A 24,086-nucleotide genomic window follows, 5' to 3' on the forward strand; every position below is an offset into this window, starting at 1 on the left:
ATGGGTGCGTGCCTGCCGCTTCCCGTTCGAACAGTTCTGCGGATCCGAACCGAGTCGTCGGCCGCGCGGCGGTTCCGCCGACGTCCGTGTCGCCGATCTTCTCCGTGACGTCCGGGGTCTCGGTGGTGCCGGCGTCGGCGCTCCCCCGGCCTGCTGCCGCTGCTGCTGCCGCCGCCCCGGCTCCGCGCACCTACCCGGAGCCTGATCCGGACGCCGTCCTCGACCTCGCCGGGGTCACCGTCTCCCGCAGCGGCAACGACCTGCTGGCCGAGGTCGACTGGCAGGTGCACGAGGACGAGCGCTGGGTGATCCTCGGCCCGAACGGCGCCGGGAAGACCACGCTGCTGTCGGTGGCTGCGGCCCGCCTGCACCCGACCCGGGGGCGCGTGGCGATCCTCGGTGAGCAGCTCGGCAAGGTGGACGTGTTCGAACTGCGTCCACGGATCGGCCTGTCGTCCGCGTCGCTGGCCGAGCGCATCCCGGCCGACGAGACCGTCGCGGACGTCGTGCTGACGGCCGCGTACGCGGTGGTCGGCCGCTTCACCGAAGAGTACGACGCGGTGGACGCCACGCGCGGCGGTGCGTTGCTGGCGCAGTTCGGCGTCGAGCACCTGGCCGCCCGGCTCTACGGCACGCTGAGCGAGGGCGAGCGCAAGCGCGTCCAGATCGCCAGGGCGCTGATGACCGACCCCGAGATTCTGATGCTCGACGAGCCGGCGGCGGGGCTCGACCTCGGTGGCCGCGAGGACCTCGTCCGTCGCCTGTCGACGCTGGCGAGCGACCCGGCGGCACCGGCGCTGGTGCTGGTCACGCACCACGTCGAGGAGATCCCGCCGGGTATGACGCACGCGCTGCTGCTGCGGCAGGGAGCGGTTGTCGCCTCCGGACCGCTGGCCGAGGCGCTGACCGCCGAGACGCTGTCCGAGACGTTCGGCCTGCGGCTGCGGCTCGACCAGCGGGACGGCCGCTACACCGCCAGAGCTGCCGGGAATCCGACAAAATAGGCAACGCGGTACGGCCGGTCCCGGCCTAGAGTGGACGGTAGGTAGTCCTGTCGTCGCTCGTCGGGGGCCTTCCGGTGAGTCCCGCTCGCACCACCGCGTTCGCTACTGGCCGCTTACCGTCCGGTGGCGGTTGAGCCATGGGCCGACACGACCAGATGGTCCTCGACATCGGCGAGGACGTCGACGGATACAGCGTGGAGTCGTTTGTCGCCAGGGGCGGCATGGCGGTCGTCTACAAGGCACGCGACCGCCGCCTCGGACGGCCGGTCGCGCTGAAGCTCATCGCACCGGAGCTGGCGTCCGACCCCACGTTCCGGGCCCGGTTCACCCGCGAGAGCGAGCTGGCGGCCTCCCTGGACCACCCGAACGTCCTCCCGATCTACCAGGCCGGGGAGATCGACGGGATGCTCTACACGGTCATGCGCTTCGTGGACGGCGAGGACCTGGACGCCGTCCTGAAGCGGCGTCGGCGGCTGACGCCCACCGAGACCGTCACGATCTTCACCGCGGTCGCCGCGGCGCTGGACGCGGCGCACGCCCACCGGCTCGTGCACCGGGACGTGAAGCCGGGCAACATCCTGCTTACCGGTTCCGACGACGCGAACGGCATGAACCTCGCCGCGCGGCACGTGTACCTCACCGACTTCGGGCTGACCAAGCGCAGCGCCGACGTCACCGGCCTCACCACCGCAGGACAGTTCCTCGGCACGATCGCCTACGTCGCGCCGGAGCAGATCGCGAACCAGCCGGTCGACCACCGCGCCGACGTGTACTCGCTGGGGTGCGTGCTCTACCACGTGCTGTCGGGGGCGCCGCCGTTCGCGCGGAACGACTACGTGGCGATGATGTGGGCGCACATCTCGACGCCCCCGCCGACGCTCACGTCCGCGGCGCCGGATCTGCCTGCCGCCGCGGACGCGGTGCTGCTCTCGGCGATGGCGAAGCGGCCCGGTGCGCGGCCGTCGAGCTGCGGTGCGCTGGTGGGGCAGCTCCGGGACGCGTTCGGGCTGAGCGCCGAAGCCCCGTTCCGGCTCGCCGAGCAGCCGCCGGGCCGGATCGCGGGCGTGCTCGACCGGTACGCGGGCGAGCCGGTCGACGAGAGCCCGACCGTGTCACGCGACTCCCCGCCCCCCGCCACTCCGACAGATCCCGCCCCCGCCGCCCCGATCGCGGCCGGCCCGGCCGCCGTCGGGCAGGTTGGCGCTGGCCCGGCCGCCGCTGGCCCGGCCGCCGCTGGCCCGGCCGCCGCTGGGCCGCCGCCTGGCCGGCCGCTGAACGGCTGGCCCGCGGGCCCCGGCCGCGCGCCGGTCTTCGGCCCCCCGGTGACCGGCCCCCCGGTGACCGGCCCCCCGGTGACCGGCCCCCCGGTGACCGGCCCCCCGGTGACCGGCCCCCCGGTGACCGGCAGCCCGGTGACCGGCAGCCCGGTGACCGGAGAGCCCATGACGGGCGGACTTGTGACGGGCGAGCCCGCGACGGGTGGGCCGGTGACGGGTGGGCCGGTGGCCGGGGAGCCCGTGACGGGTGGGCCTGTGACCGGCGGGGTGGCGTCGGATCCCGGCGTGGCGCCGCGTTCGCCCGCCGCAGCGTGGGGTGCCGGGCCCACGACCCGGGACGGTGGACCTCCGCCGGCGGGTTCCGACTCCGCCGGGACCGACCGGCCTGGTGGCATCGGCGGGGACGGGTGGGGCGGCGAGAGCGGCGATCGGTCGGCGGAGGTTCCGCCGAGCCTCGGGCATGCGCTCGTGCTGCGGCCGCCACCGGCAGAGCTGCCACCCGCCACGCCCCGCACGCCGCCGGACCGCTCCGGCGGCGACGCCCCGCGACGGCCCCGTCCGGCGCCGGAGCGGTACACACCCCCGACCCTGGCCAGCCATCGCCGGGATCCCGAGCCGCCGGTACCGCGCGACCGGACCCGGTTACGCGCGCTGCTCGGCGGACTGCTGGCGCTCGCGCTGGTCGTCTCGGGCGTCGTCACCTGGCTGGTCAGTCGCAACGACGACCCACCCGGGACGTCGCCCGGCGCCGCACCGTCGGCGACCGGTCCGGCGTCGTCGCCACCACCGAGCAACCCGGCGAGCATCGGGAAGCCGAGCATCGTCGGAACCGTGCAGGTCGGCAACGGCCCGCAGGGCCTCGTGTTCGCTCCGGACGGACGCCGGGTGTACGTCGCGAACAGCGACGCCCGGAACGTCTCGGTGATCGACACCGAAGACCGCCGCGTCGTAGCGACGATCGCGACCCGGGACCAGCCGCAGTACCTCGCGATGAGCCCGAAGGGCGACCGCCTCTACGTCTCCACGCACAACGCCGAGGGCGGCGGCAACGCGGTCGTGGTCGTCGACACCGCGAAACGGTCGGTCGTGACCCGGATCCCGATCGAGGACGAGGGCGAGGACGCGCACCCGTACGCGCTGGCCGTCTCACCGGACGGGGTGCTGCTCTACGTCCCCGATCACGACCGCAACCTGGTGCTGGTCATCGACACGACGATCAACCAGATGGTGATGCGGCTGGCGGTGCAGCCGGCGCCGCACTGGGTGGCTTTCTCCCCGGACGGTGGTAACACGGCCTATCTTGCCAACCACGAGTCCAACCTGCTCACGGTCGTCGACACCAGGAACACCGCGATCACCGCGACGATCCCGGTCGGCAAGAGCCCGCACAGCGTCGCCGTGACGCCGGACGGCACCCGGGCGTTCACCGCGAACTACGACGTCAACACGTCGTCCGTCGTGGACTTGGAGAAGCGAAGGACGGTTGGCACGGTCCCGGTCGGCGGTAACCCGCGCTGCGTCACGATCTCGGCCGACGGCCGGCACGCGTACTTCGCCGCGACCAGCGACGACACGATCACCGTCGTCGACACCAAGACGCTGAAACGGACGGCGTCGGTCAAGGTCGGCGCCGATCCGTACGTCATCGTGGTGTCACCGGACGGACGTACCGGCTGGGTGACCAACCGCGAGTCCGACAGCGTGTCGGTGCTGTCGCTCACTGCCTGAGCCCGGCGCCGCGCGGCGCGACTACCCGCCGGTAGGCTGCCGCCAACGGCGTCGAGGCCGGGCGGTCCGGCCGTCCGGAGAAGGGTGGTCGGAGCGGATGACCAGTGAGTTCGTGACGCTCGACGTGGCGGAGGGGGTCGGCACGATCCGGCTCACCCGGCCGCCGATGAACGCGCTCAACACCCAGGTCCAGGGCGAGCTGCGCGCGGTCGCTGAGGAGGCGAGCAGCCGGGACGACGTCCGGGCGGTGGTGCTGTACGGCGGGCCGAAGGTGTTCGCCGCGGGCGCGGACATCAAGGAGTTCGCGGACACCGACTACGTGCAGATGGTGGCGCGTGCGGAAGCGCTGACCGGGTCGCTCACCGCGGTCGCGCGGATCCCGAAGCCGGTGATCGCCGCGATCACCGGGTACGCGCTCGGCGGCGGGTGCGAGCTGGCGCTGACCGCGGACTTCCGGGTCTGCGGTGACAACGCGAAGCTCGGCCAGCCAGAGATCCTGCTCGGGATCATCCCCGGCGCGGGCGGGACGCAGCGGCTGACGCGGCTGGTCGGTCCGGCGAAGGCGAAGGACCTGATTTACTCCGGCCGGTTCGTGGACGCCGCCGAGGCGCTGGCGATCGGGCTGGTGGACAAGGTCGTCGCACCGGACGACGTGTACACCGCTGCCGTGGAGTGGGCGTCGCGGTTCGCGAAAGGGCCCGCGTACGCGCTGCGCGCCGCGAAGGCCGCGATCGACGGCGGGCTGGACGGTGACCTCGAGTCCGGGCTGCGGCTGGAGAGCCACCTGTTCGCGGGGTTGTTCGCCACCGAGGACAAGCGGATCGGCATGGAGTCTTTCCTGGCCAACGGCCCGGGCAAGGCTGAATTCAAGGGAGCATGAGGATGCCGACCGAAGACCCCGCTCCACCCGCCGCCGGCAAGACGCCGGCGAAGGCGCCGGTGCGGAAGGTCGCCGCCAAGAAGGTCGCCCCGAAGAAGGTGCCCGCGGGGACAACGTCCGCGAAGAAGACCGCGGCCGCCTCGGCGTCAGCGACGAAGGTGCCCGCGGGGACGGCGTCCGCGAAGAAGAGCGCGAGCGCTTCGGCGTCCGGGAAGAAGAACGCGGCGGCCTCGGCGTCCGCACGCATGACCGAGGTCGCGGCAGCGGCCTCGGCACGCCTGAAGACGCAGGCAGCGAAGCGGCCCGCCACCCCGGACGAGGTCGCCGCGGCCCGCAACGATCCCAAGCAGGCGAACATCCTGTACCACGACTGGGAGGCGGGCACCTACGACGAGAAGTGGTCGATCTCGTACGACGAGCGCTGCATCCAGTACGCCCGCGACCGCTTCGAGGCGGTCGCGCCGACCGACGGGCAGCCGTACGATCACGCGCTCGAACTCGGCTCCGGCACCGGCTTCTTCCTGCTCAACCTCATGCAGTCCGGCCTGGCCAAGCGCGGCTCGGTGACCGACATCAGCCCCGGCATGGTCGAGGTCGCCACCCGGAACGCGAAGAACCTCGGGCTGGACGTGGACGGCCGGGTCGCGGACGCCGAGTCGATCCCGTACGAGGACGAGACGTTCGACCTCGTCGTGGGGCACGCGGTGCTGCACCACATCCCGGACGTCGAGCTGTCACTCAAGGAGTGCATGCGGGTGCTCAAGCCCGGCGGCCGGTTCGTGTTCGCCGGTGAGCCGACGAAGTACGGCGACGTCGTGGCGCGCAAGCTGTCGCAGCTGACCTGGTTCGCGACGACGAACGTCACGAAGCTGCCTGCGCTCTCCGGCTGGCGGCGCCCGCAGGCGGAGCTGGACGAGTCGTCCCGCGCCGCCGAACTCGAAGCCGTCGTCGACCTGCACACGTTCGCGCCGGACGAGCTTCGCGCGCTCGCCCAGCGGGTCGGCGCCGTCGACGTGAACGTGGTGACCGAGGAGCTGACCGCGTCCTGGTTCGGGTGGCCGGTGCGGACGTTCGAGTGCGCGGTGCCGCGCGAGCGTCTCGGCTGGAACTGGGCGATGTTCGCATACAAGGGCTGGATGCGGCTCGCGGCGCTGGACAAGGACGTCTTCAGCAAGGTCGTTCCGGAGGGGCTGTTCTACAACGCCCTGGTCACCGGCGTGAAGCCGGCGTAGGCGACCTTCTCGCGCGGCTCGCTCCCGCTTCTGCGGGAGTGAACCGCGAGCGCCGCGCCCGCGGCGGTCGTCGCGGGGATCGCCGTGCCGGGCGGGGCGGCTCGCCAACCCGCGCGCCAGAGCTGGACCAGGCTCGCGCGCCGGGAGTGCCTGCGGCGGCGCGCCTGGAGCGCCCGGCTCCAGTGGCCGATCCGGCGGCTACCCGGCTCTTCGACGTAGCGGTGCAGCGTCCAGGCCAGTCCCACCGCCGCGACGGCGACGACCGCGAGCACGACCCAGCGGTTGAGGCCGAGGTGCACGTTGCCGATCGTCAGCAGCGTGTACCCGATGTTCTCGTGCACCAGGTACAGCGGGTAGGTCAGCGCACCGAGGATCGCGACCCGCGCAGCGCCCGGCACCGTCACACCGGCCGCCAGCGCGGCGAACGCGGCGAACGTCACGGCGAGGACCCCGACGACGACGCCGCCCGAGAACGTCACGCCGTACTTGGCGGTCAGCGAGTCGGCGAACGCCACCCCGAGCACCATCGCCCACGCGCAGGACACCACGGTCAGCACGAGCGCGGCCGCCCGCTGGCGACGGCCGAGGTCCGCGCCGGGGCCCTCCTTGGCGAGCAGCGCGAAACCGACGCCCGCGGCGAAGTACGGTGCCCAGTCCGGGACGAAGACCCGCGACCATCCGGTCGAGAGCGGCCAGGCGTGGTGGACGAACGACACTGCGAGCCACGCCCCGACGCCGACCAGCACCCGGTTCACGGTCAGCCCGACGACCGTGCCGACTGCGACCAGCCCGTAGAACGCCAGCTCGACGAGGAGCGTCCAGTAGACACCGTCGACGTACGTCACGCCGAACGCCTCGCTGCCCATCGTCAGATTCGCCGCCCACTGCCCGAACGTGACCGGGAACCGGTCACCGGGCAGCACCGTCACCACGACCGCGGTGAGCGTGCACGCCACCCAGAACGTCGGGTACAGGCGCCCGGCGCGGTTGAGCAGGAACGTGCCCGGCGACCGGCCCCAGGCGCTGCGCAGGATGACGAACCCGCTGATCACGAAGAAGACGTCGACACCGAGGTAGCCGTAGCGGAACAGCGTGGCGACACCCTCGAACCCGGTCGTGGCAAGCGGGTTCCCGCCGGTGGACGACCGGAACAGCCAGTGGAACGCGACCACCGCCGCGGCGGCGAGGAAGCGGAGGACGTCCAGTTCGTGGCAACGCCGTAGGCGACGGGTGTCTGCGGGGAACGTGGTGCCGGGATGCTGCCGTGGTTCGGCATGGGATGTCGAGCTCACCGCTCCCAGGTATCCACGGAAACTTATGAGTGAACGAAGGGGTTGAGAGGGTAAGGAACTCCGACCTGCGAATCGGGTCAGCATTTGGACCCCGAAGCATGGGATTCACAGCTGTCCCCTACCCTGGCGGCGCCGAGCGTCTGCGTGCGGCGACCGGTGGAGGAGAGCGGGATGACGTATCCACAGGACCCGCAAGGGTGGCAGCAGCCCGGCGGCTACGACCCGAACGGTGCGGGGTACGGAGATCCGTACGCCCAGCCGGGTGGGTACCAGCCCACGTACGACCCGACGAGTGGCCAGCCGCAACCGCCCCCGGGCAGCCCACCGCCGGGCAGTCCGTTACCGCCCGGCTACGAGTACCAGCAGCCCGGTTATCCGACCTCCGGCTATCCGGAGCCGACGTCGGGTTATCCCGGCGCGCCGACCTCCGGCTACCCGACCTCGGGATATCCGCCGGGTTACCCCGGTGCGCCGACGTCCGGGTATCCGGCGGCCGGCTACGGCACGCCCGGCTACGGCACCGGGTTCCCGGCGGTGCCCCCGCCGAAGCAGAGCAAGACCGGTCTCATCCTGGGGATCGTGGCCGGCGTCGTCGTGCTGCTCGTGATCGTCGTCTCGCTCGGCGTCTGGGCTTTCTCGTCCGGCGAAGAGCCGGAGCCGGATCCCACGACGTCGCAGGCGCTGCCGTCCCCGACCGCGTCGCCGTCGCCGTCCGACCCGCCGCTGCTGATTCAGTTCCAGGATCCCGACCTGCGGGAGTTCGCGCGACGGGCGGCCGCGAAGGCCGACCGGTGCGAGGTGATCACGACCTCGATCCCCGCGGGCAACAACGCCGCCGAGGCGCTGAAGTGCATCTACGGGTCGCAGTACCAGATCTACTTCCTTCGCTACAAGACGCTCGCCGACCGCGACTCGTACGCCCAGTCAGCCCGAACCGGCTTCTCCGACGACTCGCTCGTCGTCGACGGCGACACGTTCTGGACCGATGACAAGCAGGCCCGGCAGGGCAACTTCATCACCGGGCGCAGCGCGACGGACAACGGCCGGTACATCTACTGGGACGTCCCGGGCAAAGCGGTGTCCGGCGAGATCTATACGTCGGGTACCGACGCGGCCACCATCGACGCGTTCTGGAGGACGGTTCGCTAAGTTACCGACGTGTTCAAGCGCTCTGTTGACCGTTCCGGCCCTGCTCAGGCGCGGTTTCTGACGCTGGCGTCGCTGCGCTGGGTCGTCCGTAACCGCGCCTGGACACCGTGGTACCTGATCCGGTACTGGCGGTTCTTCTGGCTCAAGGTGACCAAGCCGCACATCGTCACCGAAGGGTTTGTGTTCCTCGGGCCGCGCGTCCACCTGCACGCGCGGAAGGGCTACGGGCGGCTGGTCCTCGGCAAGTGGGTGCACATCGGCGGCGGCAACGCGCTGCGGGCGCACGAGGGGACGCTGCGGGTCGGCGACAAGTGTGTGTTCGGCAAGGACAACACCGTCAACTGCTACCTGGACATCGAGTTCGGGGCGGCGACGATCGTGGCCGACTGGGTCTACGTCTGCGACTTCGACCACGTGTACTCGGACATCAACGTTCCGATCAAGGATCAGGGCATCGTGAAGACGCCGGTCCGGATCGGTCCGGACTGCTGGCTCGGCACCAAGGTGACCGTCCTCCGTGGGGTGACGATCGGCCGGGGCTGCGTGCTCGCCGCGCACACGGTCGTCAACAAGGACATCCCCGATCACTCGGTCGTCGTCGGGGTGCCCGCGCGGGTGGTCAAGAATCGCGTCGAGGAGTACGAGCGGGCGGCCGAGAAGCGCGCCGCGCTGGAGGACATCGCGCGCAAACAGCGCGAGGCGGCGTTGCGTGAGACTACTCCCGCTGTTTCGTGAACACCGCTCGCGGAATGTCACCCCGTGACGGGTTACCCGCGAGTAGGGTCTCGCGTATCGACACAGCGTCGTTCGACTGGCAGCTCGACGAGGAGGAGCCCGACCGATGAATGCGCCTGGTGAAGCCGGTACCGAGTTGGAAGGCCACGGCGGCGATCTCGCGCTCGCGGCGCTGCGAGCCCGGGGCGTCGAGGCGATGTTCACGCTCTCCGGTGGCCACGTCTTCCCCCTCTACGACGCCGCGCACACCACCGGCTTCCGGTTGGTCGACGTCCGGCACGAGCAGAGCGCGGTGTTCGCCGCCGAGGCCACCGCGAAACTGACCCGTCGTCCGGGCCTGGCCGTGCTCACCGCGGGGCCGGGCGTCACCAACGGCGTCTCGGGCGTCACGTCGGCGAAGTTCAACGGCTCGCCGGTCGTCGTCCTCGGGGGCCGGGCGCCGCAGGCGCGGTGGGGCGCCGGGTCGCTCCAGGAGTTCGACCACGTGCCGGTGCTCGCGCCGATCACGAAGCACTCCGCGACCGTCACCGACGTGAGCCGGATGGCCGCCGACGTCGGCGCCGCCGCCGACCTGGCACTGGCCCCGCACCGCGGCCCGGTCTTCCTCGACCTGCCGATGGACGTCGTCTTCTCCCGGGCGACGTCCCGGATCGAGGCCCCCGCGGTCCCGGCCGCGCTCGAGCCCGACCCGGACGAGGTCGCGAAGGCCGCAGCGCTGATCGCCGGTGCGGAGCGTCCGGTGCTGATCGCGGGCTCCGACGTCTACGCCGGCTCGGCCGAGCTCGCGCTGGTCGCGGCGGCCGAGGCGCTGCGCGTCCCGGTGTTCATGAACGGTCAGGGCCGCGGCTGCATCCCGGCCGACCACCCGCTGGCCTTCGCCCGGGTACGCGGCAAGGCGTTCAAGACCTCCGACGTGGTGGTCGTGGTCGGCACGCCGCTGGACTTCCGGCTCGCGTTCGGGTCGTTCGGCGACGCGCAGGTCGTGCACGTCGTCGACGCGCCGACGCAGAAGGCCGGGCACGTGACGCCTGCCGCCGCGCCGGTCGGCGACCTGGCGACGATCCTCACCGCGTTCGCGAACCACAGTGGCCCGCGCAAGGACCACGAGTCCTGGATCGCCTCGCTGCGCGACCTGGAGGACGCCGCCCGGACGTCCGAGCTCGACGTGCTGCGGGCCGACACCGACCCGATCAAGCCCGCCCGGATCTACGGCGAGCTGCGTTCGGTGCTCGACCGGGACGCGGTCGTGATCTGCGACGGTGGTGACTTCGTCTCGTACGGCGGGCGGTACCTCGACTCGTACACGCCGGGCTGCTGGCTGGACCCGGGGCCGTACGGCTGCCTCGGCACCGGCGCCGGGTACGCGATCGGTGCGCGGGTCGCGCGTCCGGACGCGCAGATCTGCGTGCTGTTCGGCGACGGCGCGGCCGGGTTCTCGCTGATGGACGTCGAGTCGCTGGTGCGGCAGCAGTTGCCGGTCGTCATGGTCGTGGGGAACAACGGCATCTGGGGGCTGGAGAAGCACCCGATGCAGCTCGTCTACGGCTACGACGTCGCGGCCGACCTGCAGCCCGGTCTGCGCTACGACGACGTGGTGAGCGCGCTCGGCGGGGCGGGGGAGACCGTCGAGAAGCCCGGTGACCTCGGTCCGGCGCTGCGCCGGGCGTTCGACGCGGGCGTCCCGTATCTCGTCAACGTCCTCACCGACCCGGCAGACGCCTACCCCCGCTCGTCCAACCTCGCCTGAAAAAAGTTTGAGGCGGCTGTCGTAGGGCGACGTCGGGGTTCGTAGGGAGGGTGACAGACACCCTACGAACCCCACGGAGCTCCCGATGAAGCTCAGCGTCAACATCTTCCTCACGCTCGACGGTGTCATGCAGGGCCCGGGCGGCCGCGAGGAAGACACCTCCGGCGGCTTCGACCACGGCGGCTGGGTGGTGCCGCACTTCGACGAGCGTCTCGGCCAGATCGTCGACGAATACTTCCAGCAGGCCGACGCGTTCCTGTACGGCCGCGGCACCTACCAGATCATGGCGGCGCACTGGCCGACGGTCACCGACACCGACGACCCGGTCGCGACGAAGTTCAACGCGTACCCCAAGTACGTGGTGTCGAACTCGCTCACCGACGCCGAGGCGAGCTGGGAGCACAGCACCGTGCTGCGCGGCGACGCGCTGGCGGCGATCCGTGACCTCAAGAAGCAGCCCGGCAACGAACTCCAGGTGCACGGCTGCTGGCAACTCGCCCGGTCGCTGCACGCGGCCGGCCTGATCGACGTCTACCGCCTGCTCGTGTTCCCGGTCGTCGTCGGCTCGGGGAAGCGCCTGTTCGACGCGGACGGGCCGGCGTCCGGCTACCGCACGGTGAGCGCGGAGACGACGCCCGCAGGGGTCACGTCGCTCGTCCTGGAGCCGGTACCGTTCAGCGCCGGCGACTTCAACTGACCGGAGGAGTAGACGTCATGGCACAGCAATACATGCTCTCCGTCCACCACCGCGGTGGGTTTCCGACCGACGTGGACCCCGAGGAGATGCAGGCGCAGTTCGCCGCCGTCGACGCGTTCAACCGCGAGATCACCGAGGCCGGGATCTGGGTCTTCGGCGGCGGTCTGATGCCGCCGGACACCGCGACCGTCGTCGACGGCCGGGGCGCGGAGACGGTGCTGGTCGACGGGCCGTTCGCCGAGACCAAGGAAGTCCTCGGTGGCTTCTGGGTGATCACCGCTGCCAACCTCGACGAGGCCCTGCGCTGGGCGTCCCAGGCCTCGAAGGCGTGCGCCAACCCGGTCGAGGTCCGTCCGTTCCAGCCTGAGGAATGACCACATCCGCGGCGGATGCCGAGGTGGACCGGATCGTCCGGGCCGAGTACGCGCGAGTAGTGGCCACGCTGGTGCGCCGCTTCGGTGACGTCGACGTTGCCGAGGAGGCGGCCGCCGAGGCCCTACTCGTCGCGGTGCGGACCTGGCGCCGGGACGGCCTGCCCCCGAACCCGGGCGGCTGGCTCGTGACGACGGCGGGCAACCGGGCCATCGACCGGATCCGCCGTGACTCCGCTCGGCACGCCCGGCAGAAGGAGGCCGCCGTGCTCACTCCCGAGGAGGCGCCCGACCCGCTCGGCGCCGTCGACGACGATCGGCTCCGGCTGATCTTCATGTGCTGCCACCCGGCGCTGGCCGTGGAGGCTCGGGTGGCGCTCACGCTCCGGTTGGTCGCCGGGCTGTCGATGGCCGAGATCGCGAGCGCGTTCGTGCTTCCGGAGACGACGATGGCCCAGCGCCTGACCAGGGCCAAGCGGAAGATCAAGGCGGCGAAGATCCCGTTCGGGGTGCCGTTCGCCCACGACCTGCCGTCCCGGGTCAGCTCGGTGATGGCGGTGATCTACCTGGTGTTCAACCAGGGGTACCTGGCCACCTCCGGTGACGCGCCGATCCGCGAGGACCTGTGTGCCGAGGCGATCCGGCTCTCCCGGCTCGTCCGGGAACTGCTGCCGGACGAGCCGGAGACCACCGGGCTGCTCGCGCTTCTGATCCTGACCGACGCCCGGCGCCCGGCCCGGTTCGAGGGCGGGACGCTCGTCCCGCTCACCGAGCAGGACCGGGACCGCTGGCTGCGGCCGCAGATCGCCGAGGGGCACGCGCTGGTTCGCGAGTGCCTGCGCGTGCAGCGGCCGGGTTACTACCAGATCCTGGCCGCGATCAACGCCGTCCACACCGACGGCGCGGCCACCGACTGGCGGCAGGTGCTCGCGCTCTACGACCAGCTGTCGATCGTGGCGCCGTCGCCGGTCGTCGCGCTCAACCGGGCGGTGGCGCTCGCCGAGGTGGAGGGCCCGGCGGAGGCACTGGCCGTCGTCGACGCGCTCGACCTGGTGCCGTACCACGCCTGGCACGCGACCCGCGCCGACCTGCTCCGGCGGCTCGATCGTCGGGCGGAGGCGGCCCAGGCCTACGAGGCGGCGATCGCGCTCGCCGACAACCCGGCGGAGCGGGCGTTCCTGGAGGGTCGGCGCGCGCTCGTCACCGGCGGGAGTGCTTGAGTCGGACCGGACGCGGTCGATGGGGGAGCGTGGACTCCGCCACGGGCACCGGCAGCGTGGGCCGGGCCATCCGAACGCTTGCGCGTCGGATCCAGCACGGGGCGGAACCACTCGTCGTGCTGTGCGTCCTGGCCGTGCTGCGCCACCTCGACCTGGCCGGCCGGACGCCGTTCTGGGTGTTCGTGGTGCTGTTGGCGGCCGGTGCCGTGCTGCAGCAGCCGGAGGTCCAGCGGCGGCTCTCCGGCGGCGCGGACGACGGGCGGCTCTGGCTGCGGGTCGGGCTGCGGATCGCGCTCAACACGGCGCTGATCTACGCGATCGGGTGGGGCGCCATGCTGGCCGTCGCCCACCTGCAGATCCTCTCGTGGTTCCTGCGGCAGGCCGGATCGCGGGCCTGGTTGCCGGTCGCGGTGTGCAGCGCCGCCGCGGTCGCGACCGGTGAGGTGGCGGTCGCCGCCGGGCTCTTCACGTACCTGCCGGAGCCCGAGGTGCACGGCGTCGCGGTGCTGATCACGCTCGGCGTCGTGACGACCAGCTACGTGCTCGGCGAGGCCGTCCGGCAGCGGGAGGACGCCGAGGCCGCGCTCCGGCGGAGCGAGGAGCTGTTCCGCGCGGTGGTGCAGGACGGTTCGGACATCATCACGCTCACCGCCGACGACGGGCGGATCGTCTACATCAGCCCGACTGCCGAGCGGATCACCGGCCACCGACTGGAGAGCCTGCTCGGCGACGGGCTGTGGAGGCACATCCACCCGGACGACCAGGCCGATGCCGCGCTGTTCAACACGCGGATCCACCGGAACCCCGACACCGAACACACGATGGAGATCCGGATCCGGCACGCCGACGGCGAGTGGCGCTGGCACGAGTTCGTCGTCCGGAACCTGCTCGCGCATCCCGGTGTCCGCGCCATCGTCGGGCACCACCGCGACGTCCACGACCGGCGGACCGCCCAGGACCGGATCGCCCACGCGGCCATGCACGACGCGCTGACCGGCCTGCTGAACAGCGCGTCGCTGCTGCGGGGGCTGAGCCAGGCCCTGGCCGACGGTGCGTCCGGCGGCTACCCGATCGGCCTGCTCTTCCTCGACCTGGACGGATTCAAGCAGGTCAACGACGTCCACGGGCACGCCGCGGGCGACCGGATGCTCCGGACGATCAGCGACGTCCTCCGCCGCACCTGCCGGGAGCGGGACCTCGTCGGCCGGATGGGCGGCGACGAGTTCGCGGTCGTGCTCAACGGCGTGGCGAGCGCCGAGCAGGCGGCGTCGATCGCGGACGCGCTGATCACCGCCGTCGACGCTGCCCAGCCCGCGGACGCGGGGCCGGCCAGGGTCGGGTGCAGCATCGGGATCGCGCTCGCCGAGCCGGGCGCGATCGACTCCGACGGCCTGCTCCGGCACGCGGACGTCGCGATGTACGCGTCCAAGCGCCGGGGCCGCAACGGGCACGAGGTCTACGCGCTCAGCACGCGCTGAAGCGGGGCGAGTTACGGCGCGTCGGCCGTGGCCAGCAGGTTGCCGTCGCGGAACGTCATGGACAGCGGCGCCTGGTCGGCGCGGAGCCGCCGTTCGTCCCGGATCGCGCGGCGGTACGCCCCGGCCGTCCGATCGGCGATCGTCGTCCAGGAGTAGTCACGGGCGAGCACCGCCCGCGCGTCCCGCACCAACCGACGGGCGAGCACCTCGTCGGACAGGATCGCGGTGACCGCGTCCGCGAGGCCGGCCGGGTTCTGCGCCGGGAACCGGAGCCCGGTGATCCCGTGCGTGACGATCTCCCGCAGCCCGCCGGTGTCGGCGACGACGAGCGGCGTGCCGGCCGCGGTGGCCTCCAGCGCGATCATGCCGAACGGCTCGTAGATGCTCGGGACGACCGCGCAGTCGGCGGCCGCCGCAACCGTGGCCAGCTTCTCGCCCTCCAGGAAGCCGGGCCACGCGACCGAGCGTCCCAAGCGGAGGCGTTTGGCTTGTGCCTTCAGTTCATCGAGGTGCGGGCCCTCGCCGGCGATCACCACCCGCAATCCTGGGTGCCTGCGGCGCAGCCGCGGCACTGCGGCGAGCAGATTGTGGACGCCCTTCTCGTAGACGAGCCGGCCGGCGAACAGGACGAGCGGGCCGCCGTACTCTTTCCGAACCGCCGCCACCGCGGCCGGATCCGGCTTCCACGCGTGTGCGTCGACCCCGTTGGGGATCGGCTCGCACTTGTCCGGTGGCAGGTCGAACAGGCGGGTGACCTCCCAGCGCATGTACTCCGAGCACGTGATGACGCGGCGGGCCTCGTAGGTCAGCCACCACTCGATCGAGTGGATCGACCGGTTGAGCGGGCCGGGCAGCCAGCCCTGGTGCCGACCGGCCTCGGTAGCGTGCACGGTGGCCACCAGCGGGACGCCGAGCTGGTGCTTGAGCGTCGTCGCGGCGTGTGCGACGAGCCAGTCGTGCGCGTGGATGACGTCGGGAGCGGTCTCGTCCGCGACCCGGAGCGCGGCGCGGGCCAGCGCGTGGTTGAACGCCATCGTCCAGGCCAGCAGCGTCTGCTCGTCGAACGCGAAGACCGGCGGGTCCTCGGGAACGCGCACGACCCGGACGCCCTCGACGACCTCGTCGTACGCGGCGCCGTCGGTGTGCCTGCTGACGACCGTGACCTCGTGACCGGCTGCGGCCAGCGACGTGGCCAGCGCGTGGACGTGCCGGCCGAGGCCGCCGACCATCACCGGCGGGTACTCCCAGGACAGGATCATCGTGCGCACGGCGCCATCCTGTCAGAACTCCTGCCACAAGTTACCCAGGAGTAGATAACTGTTTCATCCTGATGTGACCGTCACTACGCGGTCAGGAAGTAGGCGGACCGCCCGGGCGGTCCGAATCCAGCTCGTCCCGGATGGCGAGGGCGCGCGGATCGTCGAAAGAGGTCAATATCTCCAGCGCCTCGCGAAGTGCGGTCCTCGATGCTTCGACGTGGCCTGACTCGCTCTGCACGCGGGCGACGCTCAGCAGCGTGTCCGCAAGCCCCGCGCGGTCTCCGCTCCTGCGCTGCAGGTTCAGCGCCTCGGTGAGGGCCTCGAGTGACGCGCGTAGATCCCCCAAGCCTTCCAGCGCTCTCGCGTAGCCGTGTACCGCCAGGCCGTGCGTGTGAAGATCGATGCCGTCCGACTGCTCCTGTGCGCGCTGGAAGAGCGGCACTGCCTCGTCGAAGCGGCGTGTGTCCAAGCGCGCCTGTGCGACGGAGTCGATGAGCACGATTGCCTCGAGACGTCGTTCGCCGATCTCCCTCCAGATAGCTATGGCCTGTTCGCCGAACTCGATTGCCTCGTCGTAGTTGCCGAGCACGCAGGCAAGCTCACCCAGGTTCCCGAGAGTCATGCCCTCGCCCATCCTGTCGCCGATGGCGCGGCAGATCTCGAGTGCTTCCTCGTACGGCGGACCGGCCTCGACGAACTGTTCCAGGAGCACCAGCGCGCCGCCGAGGCTGATCAAGCTCCATGCTTCGGCGTAGCGGTCACCCTCCGCGCGGGCCGCGTTGACCGCGAGCTGGCTGGTCGTGAGCCAGTCCTTGCGGTGGTTGCGCAATTTGTAGAACGTGACCGCGCCCAGCGCGATGCGCCACGTGGCTGTCGGCCGCCCGGATTCGGCGGCCTGCTTGACCGTCTCGAGCAGGGCAAATCGCTCCGCGTCGCACCAGGCCAGCGCTTGATCGTAGGACTGGAATTCGACCGGGTGCGTCCACGGCGACTCTTCGCCGAGCGGGACCGGTCGGCGAAGCGGTGCGAATATGCGGTCGGCAGCGTTGACCGTGTTCGCCATCCAGGCGGTGAGTCGATCGATCGCGGCTTCGATGTCCGCTGCGTCATCTTCGACGTTCAGGCGCTCTCGTGCAAAAACTCGTACGAAGAGCGGGAATTGATAGCGCTCGCCGCTGACGCGCTCCAACAGGTTGACGGCCACCAGCGAATCCAGCCCGCGGCGAACGGACGCGGGTGGCGTTCTGGTCAGTGCCGATATCGCTGCCGCCGAGAATGTTAGGCCGGTCGTGAGTGCGGAATAGCGGAAGAGTAGCGCCTGATCCGTGAGACCGGAGTACGAGGACGAGAACACGATTGTGACCTCTGAGTTTCGGTACGTCCCGACAGTAGGATTCTGTAACTTCGGCCCCAGTTCGGGCTCGTTGGGAAGTCTTGACACGCTTCGCCGCCCGCTGAGATCCTGCTCGATACTGACAGCGAGTCGTGTCGGACTTCCGGGGGTCTCGATGAGTCGCGAGAACATTGATGAATGTGCCGTCGTCGATGAGTTGTCCGACGAGATTATGCGGCCGGATTCAAGCGGGTTAGAAAGTGCGCTGGAGCGAGCACTGAGGCGCCGGGCAGACGAGGCTGACGAATCGATATTCGTCTTTGCGCACGGTAGCAGCTCGATGAGTCGGTGAGTTGGTGTCTCCCGCTGTCGGGGAATGTGATGAACCATCGCGAGAGTGGCCGTTAGACGGTTCTATTGACAAGGCCGAACTCGTCAATGCTGGGTGGCGCCCCACGCCGATCCGTGAGTACGTATTAAAGATCCAGTCCCGCTGCAATCTCGACTGCTCTTACTGCTACATCTATCATCTCGCGGATTCTTCGTGGAAGTCGCAGCCTCGGAGTATGTCGGCCGACGTCTTGTCGGCCGCTATTTCGCGGATCTCTGAACATGCTCGCGAACACGACCTCGCGCGCATGGCGCTAGTCCTGCATGGCGGCGAACCGCTCCTCGGTGGTACAGACTACGTCGAGTCGGCGATCACTGCGATCCGTCGAGGTCTCGGTCCGATTCAGGCCGATTTATTGCTGCAGACGAACGGGGTGCTTCTCACCGCGTCGATAGCCGATCGTTTGATCGACGCGGGTCTCAGTATCGGGATCAGCCTGGATGGCAACCAGGCGGCCAATGACTTGAACCGCACCTTCTCAAACGGCCGGTCGAGCTATCACGCCGTGCTCGGAGCAGTCCGCTTGATGTCCACGACTGCGCGGGTTGAGAGCTTCGCCGGGATCCTCTGCACAGTCCAAATCGCTATCCCGCCGCTCGAGGTTTGGCGGAGCCTGCTCGATACGGGAAGCCCCTCGATCGACTTTCTATTGCCGCACGGCACGTGGGAGGCCCCGCCGCCGGGCCTTCCGTCTGATGGTTCGACACCATATGCCGACTGGCTCATCGCGATCTTCGATGAGTGGTTCGACGCTGCGGTCAGGCCGGTGCGTGTGCGAATGTTCGAGGATCTTCTCGACCTCGTGCTCGGTGGCCCGGGAGGCCATGAAGGTTTTGGCCTCCAGCCTTTTCCCGCAGTAGTCATCGAGACTGATGGCTCGTACGAACAGGCCGACAGTCTGAAGGCCGCGTTCGAACGGGCCGCTCAGACGGGTTTGGCCGTGCCGGAGCACAGCATCGATGACTATCTCGCCCAGCCGGGCGTAATCGCTCGTCAGATTGGCTCGGCAGCATTGGCGCACGCTTGTCGAGAGTGTGACGTCGTGAGGATTTGCGGAGGCGGGATGTACGCCCACCGCTATCGACGAGGGAGTGGGTTTCGGAACCCCTCCGTGTACTGCGCGAATCTGTTCGCACTCGTACGCCACATTCAGCGGCGAGTGGCCACTGCCTTGGAGGAACGTGGCACCAGCCTCGCAGAGGTGACACTTCGCCATAACTGCTAGGCGTAGGGCTAGCGTGCCGTCTATGGATCTCGGGGAAGTTCTGGTGCTCGGCGGGCGCACGATCAGGCTGACGTCGGTCGAGTTGTCGCGGACGTACGGCGGCCTCATCGAGGGCTATCCGAACAGCAGGCTCAACGATGCCCACCTCCAGCGGGCGCGCGGGCGCTTGGAGACGCGGTATCCCAGGACGCCGACCTACGTGCTCGAACCGGCCCGCACGCTCCACCCGGAGCGGAACTTCTCCAGGGGCAGGCCGTGGGAAGAACTGCCGGCGGTCGAGTGCCGCGGCTTCTTCACGTCCACGACGATAGGGCCGCCGGGCGAGTACGGGCTCGGCATGTCGTGCTTGGCGGTGGCCTGGTGGCAGGACCACGACGGCGCGATCTTCAGCGACAGCGCGCGTCCGGCGTTCGCGACGCTGGACTGGAAAGCGCACGCCGAAGACCGCACCGATCCGGACTGACGCTCAGAGCGTGCGGGCGTCCAGGTGGCCGAAGGGGTTGTCGGTGGTGGCCAGCTCCGCGGCGTACGCGGCGGCCTCGGGCTCGCGTCCGGACTCGACCAGGTCGGCCAGGCGGTCGAAGCGGGCGGTGTGGGTCGCGGCGCGGTCGCGGGCGTAACCGGCCGCGCTGTCCTTCGTGACCATGAACGCCCAGTCGCTGGACGCCACCAGCAGCGCCTCCCTGGCGAGCTGGTCCAGGACCGGGTTGCGGGTGAGCCCGGACGCCTTGTCGACGACGTCCATCAGCCGGTCCTGCACGCGACGCGACTCGACGACGAGGTCGGCCACCTGCTCACCGTCCCAGACCCGCCAGTCCTTTCCGGACCCCCACGAGCTCGCAGGCAGTTCACGGGGCTCGCCGACGAGTCCCGCGGCGGCGGCGCCGGCCAGCGTCGTCACGTGAACCCCGGCCTCCGGGAGCCGACGCAGCACGGCCTCGAGCCACGAAGGCCCCTCGTACCACCAGTGGCCGAACAGCTCGGTGTCGTACGCGGCCACCACGAGCCCGGGGCGGCCCTCGTCGGCGTTGATGCGGGTCAGCCGGTCGTGGACCACCCGCACGAAGTCGTCGGCGTCGCGGGACACCGCGGCGGCGGCGCGCGTGGGGTCCCACGGCGCCTTGAGCTCCGGCGCGACCTGCTTGCCGGTCACCCGCGCCGGCCGGAAGCCGGTCGGGTGATCGAACGTGTGGAAGTCGCGGTAGTCGGGTCCACCCGGGTAGCCCGCCTTCGGCGACCAGACCCGATACGTCACGTCCAGGTCCCGTCCGAACGCCAGAACCGACGACGTGCCGACGGGATGCGCGAACGCGGTCCGGCCGGCCGGCTGACCCAGCGCCGTCCGGGTCTCGGCTCGCCCGATCGCGGTCGACCGTCGCAACGTCGGGCCGTCGACCAGGACGTGGGTGACGCCCGCTTCGGCGTACGAGGTTTCCAGCCCGGGCGCGTACCCGCACTCGGGCGCCCAGATGCCGGGCGGCCTGGCGCCGAACCGCAGCGCGCCGTCGTCCAGCCCGGAGCTGAGCGCGAACCGCTGGAACCGGTCCCGGAGCAGCGGCTGGAACGGGTGCGTCGCGGGACCGCCGAGCAACTCGACGACGCCGCTGTCGGCCAGGTTGCGCAGCACCGGTGAACCGCCGTGGCGCCAGCGTCCCTCGAAGTCCGCGAGTGCGGCGGTGGCCTCCCGAAATTCGTGCGTGGCAAGCGTCCGCAAATGCCGTTCGGGACGCCCGGCCAACAGCTGCGCTCGCAGTTGCCAGTTCCCCAGCCACGTGTGCAGTTCATCGAGCAGGTAGCGGTCGTCGAGCATCGCAGCGGTCACCGGCGTGACGCCGAGCGTCAGCACGTCCCGGCGGCCCTCGGCGGCCAGCCGGTCGAGGACCGTCACCACCCGCCGCCAGGAGCCGGCGAACGCCTGGTGGAACCACTCCTCGCCGACCGGCCACGTACCGGCGTGGGGCAGCCAGGGCAGGTGCGTGTGGAGGACGAGGCAGAACGTGCCGACCGGTCTCACCTACGGATCGCGACGGCGAACAGGTCCAGCGAACCGTCGACGTTCTTCTCGTTGAACGTGAAGTCCCGGTGGGTCACCGCGGCGACCTGCTGGCGCAACCGGGGGTGCCAGGTGGCGGGCGGGGAGGCGAACTGGGCGGCGACGATCCCACCGGGGCTCGGAACCGGCGCGACGACGTTCGCGTAGCGGCGGTCCAGGCGGCGCAGGCGTCCGCGGTGGTGGACGCCGTACATCCGGTCGACGCGGAAGTGCGGTTCGAGCAGCTCGGTGAGTTCGGCGGCGGACAGTTCACGGGTGTGGAACGGGTTGACCGGCGCGTCCAGGCCGGGCGAGAACGTCAGCCGGTTCGGGGTGCTGAGGATCAGCGTGCCGGCCGGACGCAGCACCCGGGCGCACTCGGCGAGGAACCGCGGCTGGTCCCACAGGTGTTCGATGACCTGCAGGTTCACCACGATATCGACGCTCTGGGCGGCGAGCGGCAGCTCGACCAAGTTGGCTCGGACAACCGACAGCTTCGGATAGGCCTTCGCGGCGTGCTCGCAGGCGGCGGCGTCGTAGTCCACCGCGATCACCCGCCGGGCCGCGCGGGAGAGGATGTCCGCGCCGTACCCCTCGCCGGCGCCCGCTTCGAGGACGGTGGCGCCACGTACCCAGGGATGGGCCGCGAGATACGCGACCTCGTGCCGCCGGAACCAGTAGTTCTCCGCTGCGATGCCGGGCAGCGTCCGTTCGCCGGTGAGCGTCAACTCCACCGCGCGGACACTAGTACACGGCGATCGTGCCCCTGCCACTACCACTCTCGCCACGGCCTTCCTCCCGCTGAGCTTGCTGGTCACACTCGTGGCCATGTCTCTCCCCGACGTCGTCTTCGGCTTCGGTGCGCACAGCACCGTCGACGAAGGGCCGGAACTGCTCCGCCTGACCCAGCTGGCCGACCGCGAGGGCCTCGACCTGTTCTCGCTCTCCGACCACCCGTACCTCGGTGACCGTCTGGACGCGTACGCCACGCTCGGGTTCGTCCTCGGACGGACGGAGCGACTCGCCGGCTTCGCGAACGTCACGAACCTGCCGTCGCGTCCGCCTGCCGTGCTGGCGCGGACCGTCACGTCGCTGTCGGCGCTCGCCGCGGGCCGCGTCGTGCTGGGCATGGGCGCGGGCGGTTCCTGGGACCGAATCGCCGACCTGGGTGTGCCCCGCCTCTCACCCGCCGCTGCCGTGGACGCGTTCGAAGAAGCGATCGTCCTGGTCAAGAAGCTCTCCGGCGGCGGCCCGCCGGTCACCCACCACGGTAGCCACTACCGGATGCACGAGATCCCCCCGTCGCCGGTGCCGTCGCCGCCGGTGTGGACCGGGTCGGTCGGGGCACGCTCGCTGGCCGCGACGGGGCGCGTCGCCGACGGTTGGATCCCCGGCCATGCGGCGGACTGGCTCAGCGAGCGTTACCGGACGTCCCGGCCGGTCATCGACGCGGCCGCCGCGGAAGCCGGCCGTGATCCGGGGGCGGTTCGCACGATCTACAACCTCCCCGGCCGGATCACCGAGCGGTCGCTGCCCGCGACGCGAGGTGCGGACGGCCGCTGGATCGGCGGCTCCGTCGACCAGTGGGTCGAGGAACTGGCGGGGGCGGTGCTCACCCACGGTGCGTCCGGGTTCCTGCTGTTCTCCCCGCGGGGTGGGACGCCGGACCACGCGTCGCTCGGCCGGTGGGCGTCCGAGATCGTGCCCGCGGTGCGGGAGGCGATCACCGGATAGCCGCGCAGAGCGCGCCGAGCGCGGCCGGGAACGCGTGGCCGGGCGGGGTGCCGTAGCCGATGACCAGCCCGTCCCGGGGCGGTGTCGACGCGTCCGGGTGGCGGTAGTCCCGCAGGCCGTCGAGGGCGACGCCCGCGCTGCGCGCCGCCCGCACGGTCGCCTCCTCCGTGTCGTCCGGCAACTCGAGGACGGCGTGCAGACCGGCGGCGATTCCGCTGACCCTGACGTGCGGTGCGCGGTCCGCGAGTGCGGCCACCAGCGCGGCACGTCGTCGCTGATAAGAGAGCCGCGCCCGGCGGAGGTGCCGGCTGTAGGCGCCGGAGCGGAGGAAGTCCGCCAGCGTGAGCTGGTCGGTGACCCCGGTCCAGATCTCCCGCGTCCCCTTCGCGGCGAGGACGTCGTCGACCAGCGCAGCGGGCAGCACCATCCAGCCGAGACGTAGTGCGGGGGAGAGGCTTTTGCTGGTCGATCCCAGATAGACGACGTGCTCGGGATCGAGTCCCTGGAGTGCGCCGATCGGTTGCCGGTCGTACCGGAACTCGCCGTCGTAGTCGTCCTCCAGGATCCATCCGCCGGTCGAGCGCGCCCAGTCAACGACGGCCGTCCGACGGCGTGCGTGGAGCGGTCCGCCGGTGGGGTACTGGTGAGCGGGGGTCAGCAGGACGGTGGTGACGTCGGTGGCGGCCAGTTCCCCGACCTGCGCTCCGTCGGCGTCGATCGGTATCGGGACCGTCCGGTGCCCGGCGCCGTGCACCACGTCCCGGTGGAAACCCAGCCCGTATGCCTCCACCGCGACCGGCCCCGGCAGCACGTCCGCGAGCAGCTGGAGGGCGTGGCCGAACCCCGCACAGACGACGATCCGGCCGGCGTCCGCGCGAACGCCGCGCGCTCGCGCGAGATGGTCCACCAGCGCAGCACGCAACTCCGGCCGCCCGCGGGGGTCGGCGACGCCGAAGGCGTCGTTCGGTGCCGCGGTCAGCGCGCGGCGGGCGGAGGCCAGCCACGCGGTCCGCGGGAACGCGGCTGCGGTCGGCGAACTGGGCCGGAGGTCATGCCGGATCCGGTCCGGTTCCGGCCGCGACCGGACAGCGCCGGGCTCGGGTGCGGTGGTGCGCTGGGCGACCCGGGTGCCGGACCCCTGCTGCGCGGTGAGCCAGCCTTCCGCGACGAGTTCCGCGTACGCACCGGCGACGGTGTTCTTGGCGACGCCCAGATCGCCGGCCAGAACGCGATACGGGGGAAGCCGCGTATCCGGCGCGAGCCGTCCGGATCGGATCGCGTCTCGCAGCGCACGCATGAGCT

General features: G+C 71.0%; 20 protein-coding genes. 14 read left to right on the forward strand and 6 right to left on the reverse strand.

All coding sequences use genetic code 11. The annotated features are described in order from the left end of the window. Positions 1-104: 104 nt before the first annotated feature. The 4 genes from BUB75_RS00825 to BUB75_RS00845 all read left to right on the forward strand — a co-directional run bounded on the left by BUB75_RS00825 (position 105) and on the right by BUB75_RS00845 (position 6,121). Positions 105-1,004, forward strand: a complete 900-nt coding sequence (locus tag BUB75_RS00825) for an ABC transporter ATP-binding protein (protein WP_218617209.1) — start codon at positions 105-107, stop codon at positions 1,002-1,004. 137 nt (positions 1,005-1,141) lie between these two features. Further along, complete coding sequence (locus BUB75_RS48035; protein ID WP_073250420.1) at positions 1,142-4,009, forward strand: protein kinase domain-containing protein; 2,868 nt, start codon at positions 1,142-1,144, stop codon at positions 4,007-4,009. A gap of 97 nt (positions 4,010-4,106) precedes the next feature. Then, entirely contained in the window at positions 4,107-4,889 is a 783-nt protein-coding gene (locus BUB75_RS00835; RefSeq protein WP_073250422.1) for an enoyl-CoA hydratase/isomerase family protein, read from the forward strand. Positions 4,890-5,134: 245 nt separating this feature from the next. Further along, positions 5,135-6,121 (forward strand): methyltransferase domain-containing protein, encoded by a 987-nt coding sequence (locus tag BUB75_RS00845; RefSeq protein WP_073250428.1) that lies wholly within the window; start codon positions 5,135-5,137, stop codon positions 6,119-6,121. On the opposite strand, the gene BUB75_RS00850 is transcribed toward BUB75_RS00845, so the two are convergent. After that, entirely contained in the window at positions 6,085-7,413 is a 1,329-nt protein-coding gene (locus BUB75_RS00850) for an acyltransferase family protein (RefSeq protein ID WP_073250431.1), read from the reverse strand. The two genes, BUB75_RS00845 and BUB75_RS00850, sit on opposite strands and share 37 nt — an antisense overlap. 171 nt (positions 7,414-7,584) lie before the next feature. On the opposite strand from BUB75_RS00850, the gene BUB75_RS00855 reads away from it, so the two are divergent. From BUB75_RS00855 to BUB75_RS00885, 7 genes are all read left to right on the forward strand, one after another. Beyond that, on the forward strand, positions 7,585-8,562 hold the full coding sequence (locus BUB75_RS00855; RefSeq protein ID WP_073250434.1) for a hypothetical protein: 978 nt from the start codon (positions 7,585-7,587) through the stop codon (positions 8,560-8,562). Between the two features lie 9 nt (positions 8,563-8,571). Further along, a complete protein-coding gene (locus BUB75_RS00860; protein WP_073250437.1) occupies positions 8,572-9,297 on the forward strand; it encodes an acyltransferase in 726 nt (241 codons plus the stop codon). Between the two features lie 106 nt (positions 9,298-9,403). Further along, on the forward strand, positions 9,404-11,044 hold the full coding sequence (locus tag BUB75_RS00865) for an acetolactate synthase (protein WP_073250440.1): 1,641 nt from the start codon (positions 9,404-9,406) through the stop codon (positions 11,042-11,044). 85 nt (positions 11,045-11,129) lie between these two features. Further along, on the forward strand, positions 11,130-11,741 hold the full coding sequence (locus BUB75_RS00870) for a dihydrofolate reductase family protein (RefSeq protein WP_073250444.1): 612 nt from the start codon (positions 11,130-11,132) through the stop codon (positions 11,739-11,741). Between the two features lie 17 nt (positions 11,742-11,758). Further along, entirely contained in the window at positions 11,759-12,115 is a 357-nt protein-coding gene (locus BUB75_RS00875; RefSeq protein WP_073250447.1) for a YciI family protein, read from the forward strand. Then, entirely contained in the window at positions 12,112-13,332 is a 1,221-nt protein-coding gene (locus tag BUB75_RS00880; protein WP_073250451.1) for an RNA polymerase sigma factor, read from the forward strand. Before BUB75_RS00875 ends, BUB75_RS00880 begins: the two co-directional genes overlap by 4 nt. A 29-nt stretch (positions 13,333-13,361) precedes the next feature. Beyond that, complete coding sequence (locus tag BUB75_RS00885) at positions 13,362-14,810, forward strand: sensor domain-containing diguanylate cyclase (protein WP_073250453.1); 1,449 nt, start codon at positions 13,362-13,364, stop codon at positions 14,808-14,810. 11 nt (positions 14,811-14,821) lie between these two features. On the opposite strand, the gene BUB75_RS00890 is transcribed toward BUB75_RS00885, so the two are convergent. Both BUB75_RS00890 and BUB75_RS00895 read right to left on the reverse strand, forming a co-directional pair. Then, a complete protein-coding gene (locus BUB75_RS00890) occupies positions 14,822-16,069 on the reverse strand; it encodes a glycosyltransferase family 4 protein (protein ID WP_084740275.1) in 1,248 nt (415 codons plus the stop codon). A gap of 91 nt (positions 16,070-16,160) precedes the next feature. Further along, the gene (locus tag BUB75_RS00895; RefSeq protein WP_073250461.1) at positions 16,161-17,273 is read right to left on the reverse strand and encodes a tetratricopeptide repeat protein; all 1,113 of its coding nucleotides are present in this window, start codon (positions 17,271-17,273) and stop codon (positions 16,161-16,163) included. A gap of 485 nt (positions 17,274-17,758) precedes the next feature. Between BUB75_RS00895 and BUB75_RS00900 the strand changes: the two genes are divergently transcribed. Both BUB75_RS00900 and BUB75_RS00905 read left to right on the forward strand, forming a co-directional pair. Next, positions 17,759-19,018, forward strand: a complete 1,260-nt coding sequence (locus BUB75_RS00900) for an FxsB family cyclophane-forming radical SAM/SPASM peptide maturase (RefSeq protein WP_084740105.1) — start codon at positions 17,759-17,761, stop codon at positions 19,016-19,018. Between the two features lie 22 nt (positions 19,019-19,040). Continuing rightward, entirely contained in the window at positions 19,041-19,481 is a 441-nt protein-coding gene (locus BUB75_RS00905) for a hypothetical protein (protein WP_143174975.1), read from the forward strand. A 3-nt stretch (positions 19,482-19,484) separates the two neighbouring features. Here the strand turns inward: BUB75_RS00905 and BUB75_RS00910 are convergent, their stop codons facing one another. Beyond that, a complete protein-coding gene (locus BUB75_RS00910) occupies positions 19,485-21,032 on the reverse strand; it encodes a 1,4-alpha-glucan branching protein domain-containing protein (protein WP_073250469.1) in 1,548 nt (515 codons plus the stop codon). Further along, positions 21,029-21,784 (reverse strand): class I SAM-dependent methyltransferase, encoded by a 756-nt coding sequence (locus BUB75_RS00915; protein ID WP_218617211.1) that lies wholly within the window; start codon positions 21,782-21,784, stop codon positions 21,029-21,031. The genes BUB75_RS00910 and BUB75_RS00915 overlap by 4 nt, the downstream gene beginning before the upstream one ends. Before the next feature lie 94 nt (positions 21,785-21,878). Here BUB75_RS00915 and BUB75_RS00920 point away from each other — a divergent pair, with 94 nt between their 5' ends. Further along, positions 21,879-22,784: an LLM class flavin-dependent oxidoreductase gene (locus BUB75_RS00920; protein WP_073250477.1), complete on the forward strand. Its 906-nt coding sequence runs from the start codon at positions 21,879-21,881 to the stop codon at positions 22,782-22,784. Here BUB75_RS00920 and pdxR read toward each other — a convergent pair. Then, positions 22,774-24,081, reverse strand: coding sequence for a MocR-like pyridoxine biosynthesis transcription factor PdxR (gene pdxR / locus BUB75_RS00925; RefSeq protein WP_084740276.1), 1,308 nt, complete (start codon positions 24,079-24,081; stop codon positions 22,774-22,776). The genes BUB75_RS00920 and pdxR overlap by 11 nt on opposite strands. Between the last annotated feature and the right edge of the window lie 5 nt (positions 24,082-24,086).

Source organism: Cryptosporangium aurantiacum (genome assembly GCF_900143005.1).
GTDB classification, from domain to species: domain Bacteria; phylum Actinomycetota; class Actinomycetes; order Mycobacteriales; family Cryptosporangiaceae; genus Cryptosporangium; species Cryptosporangium aurantiacum.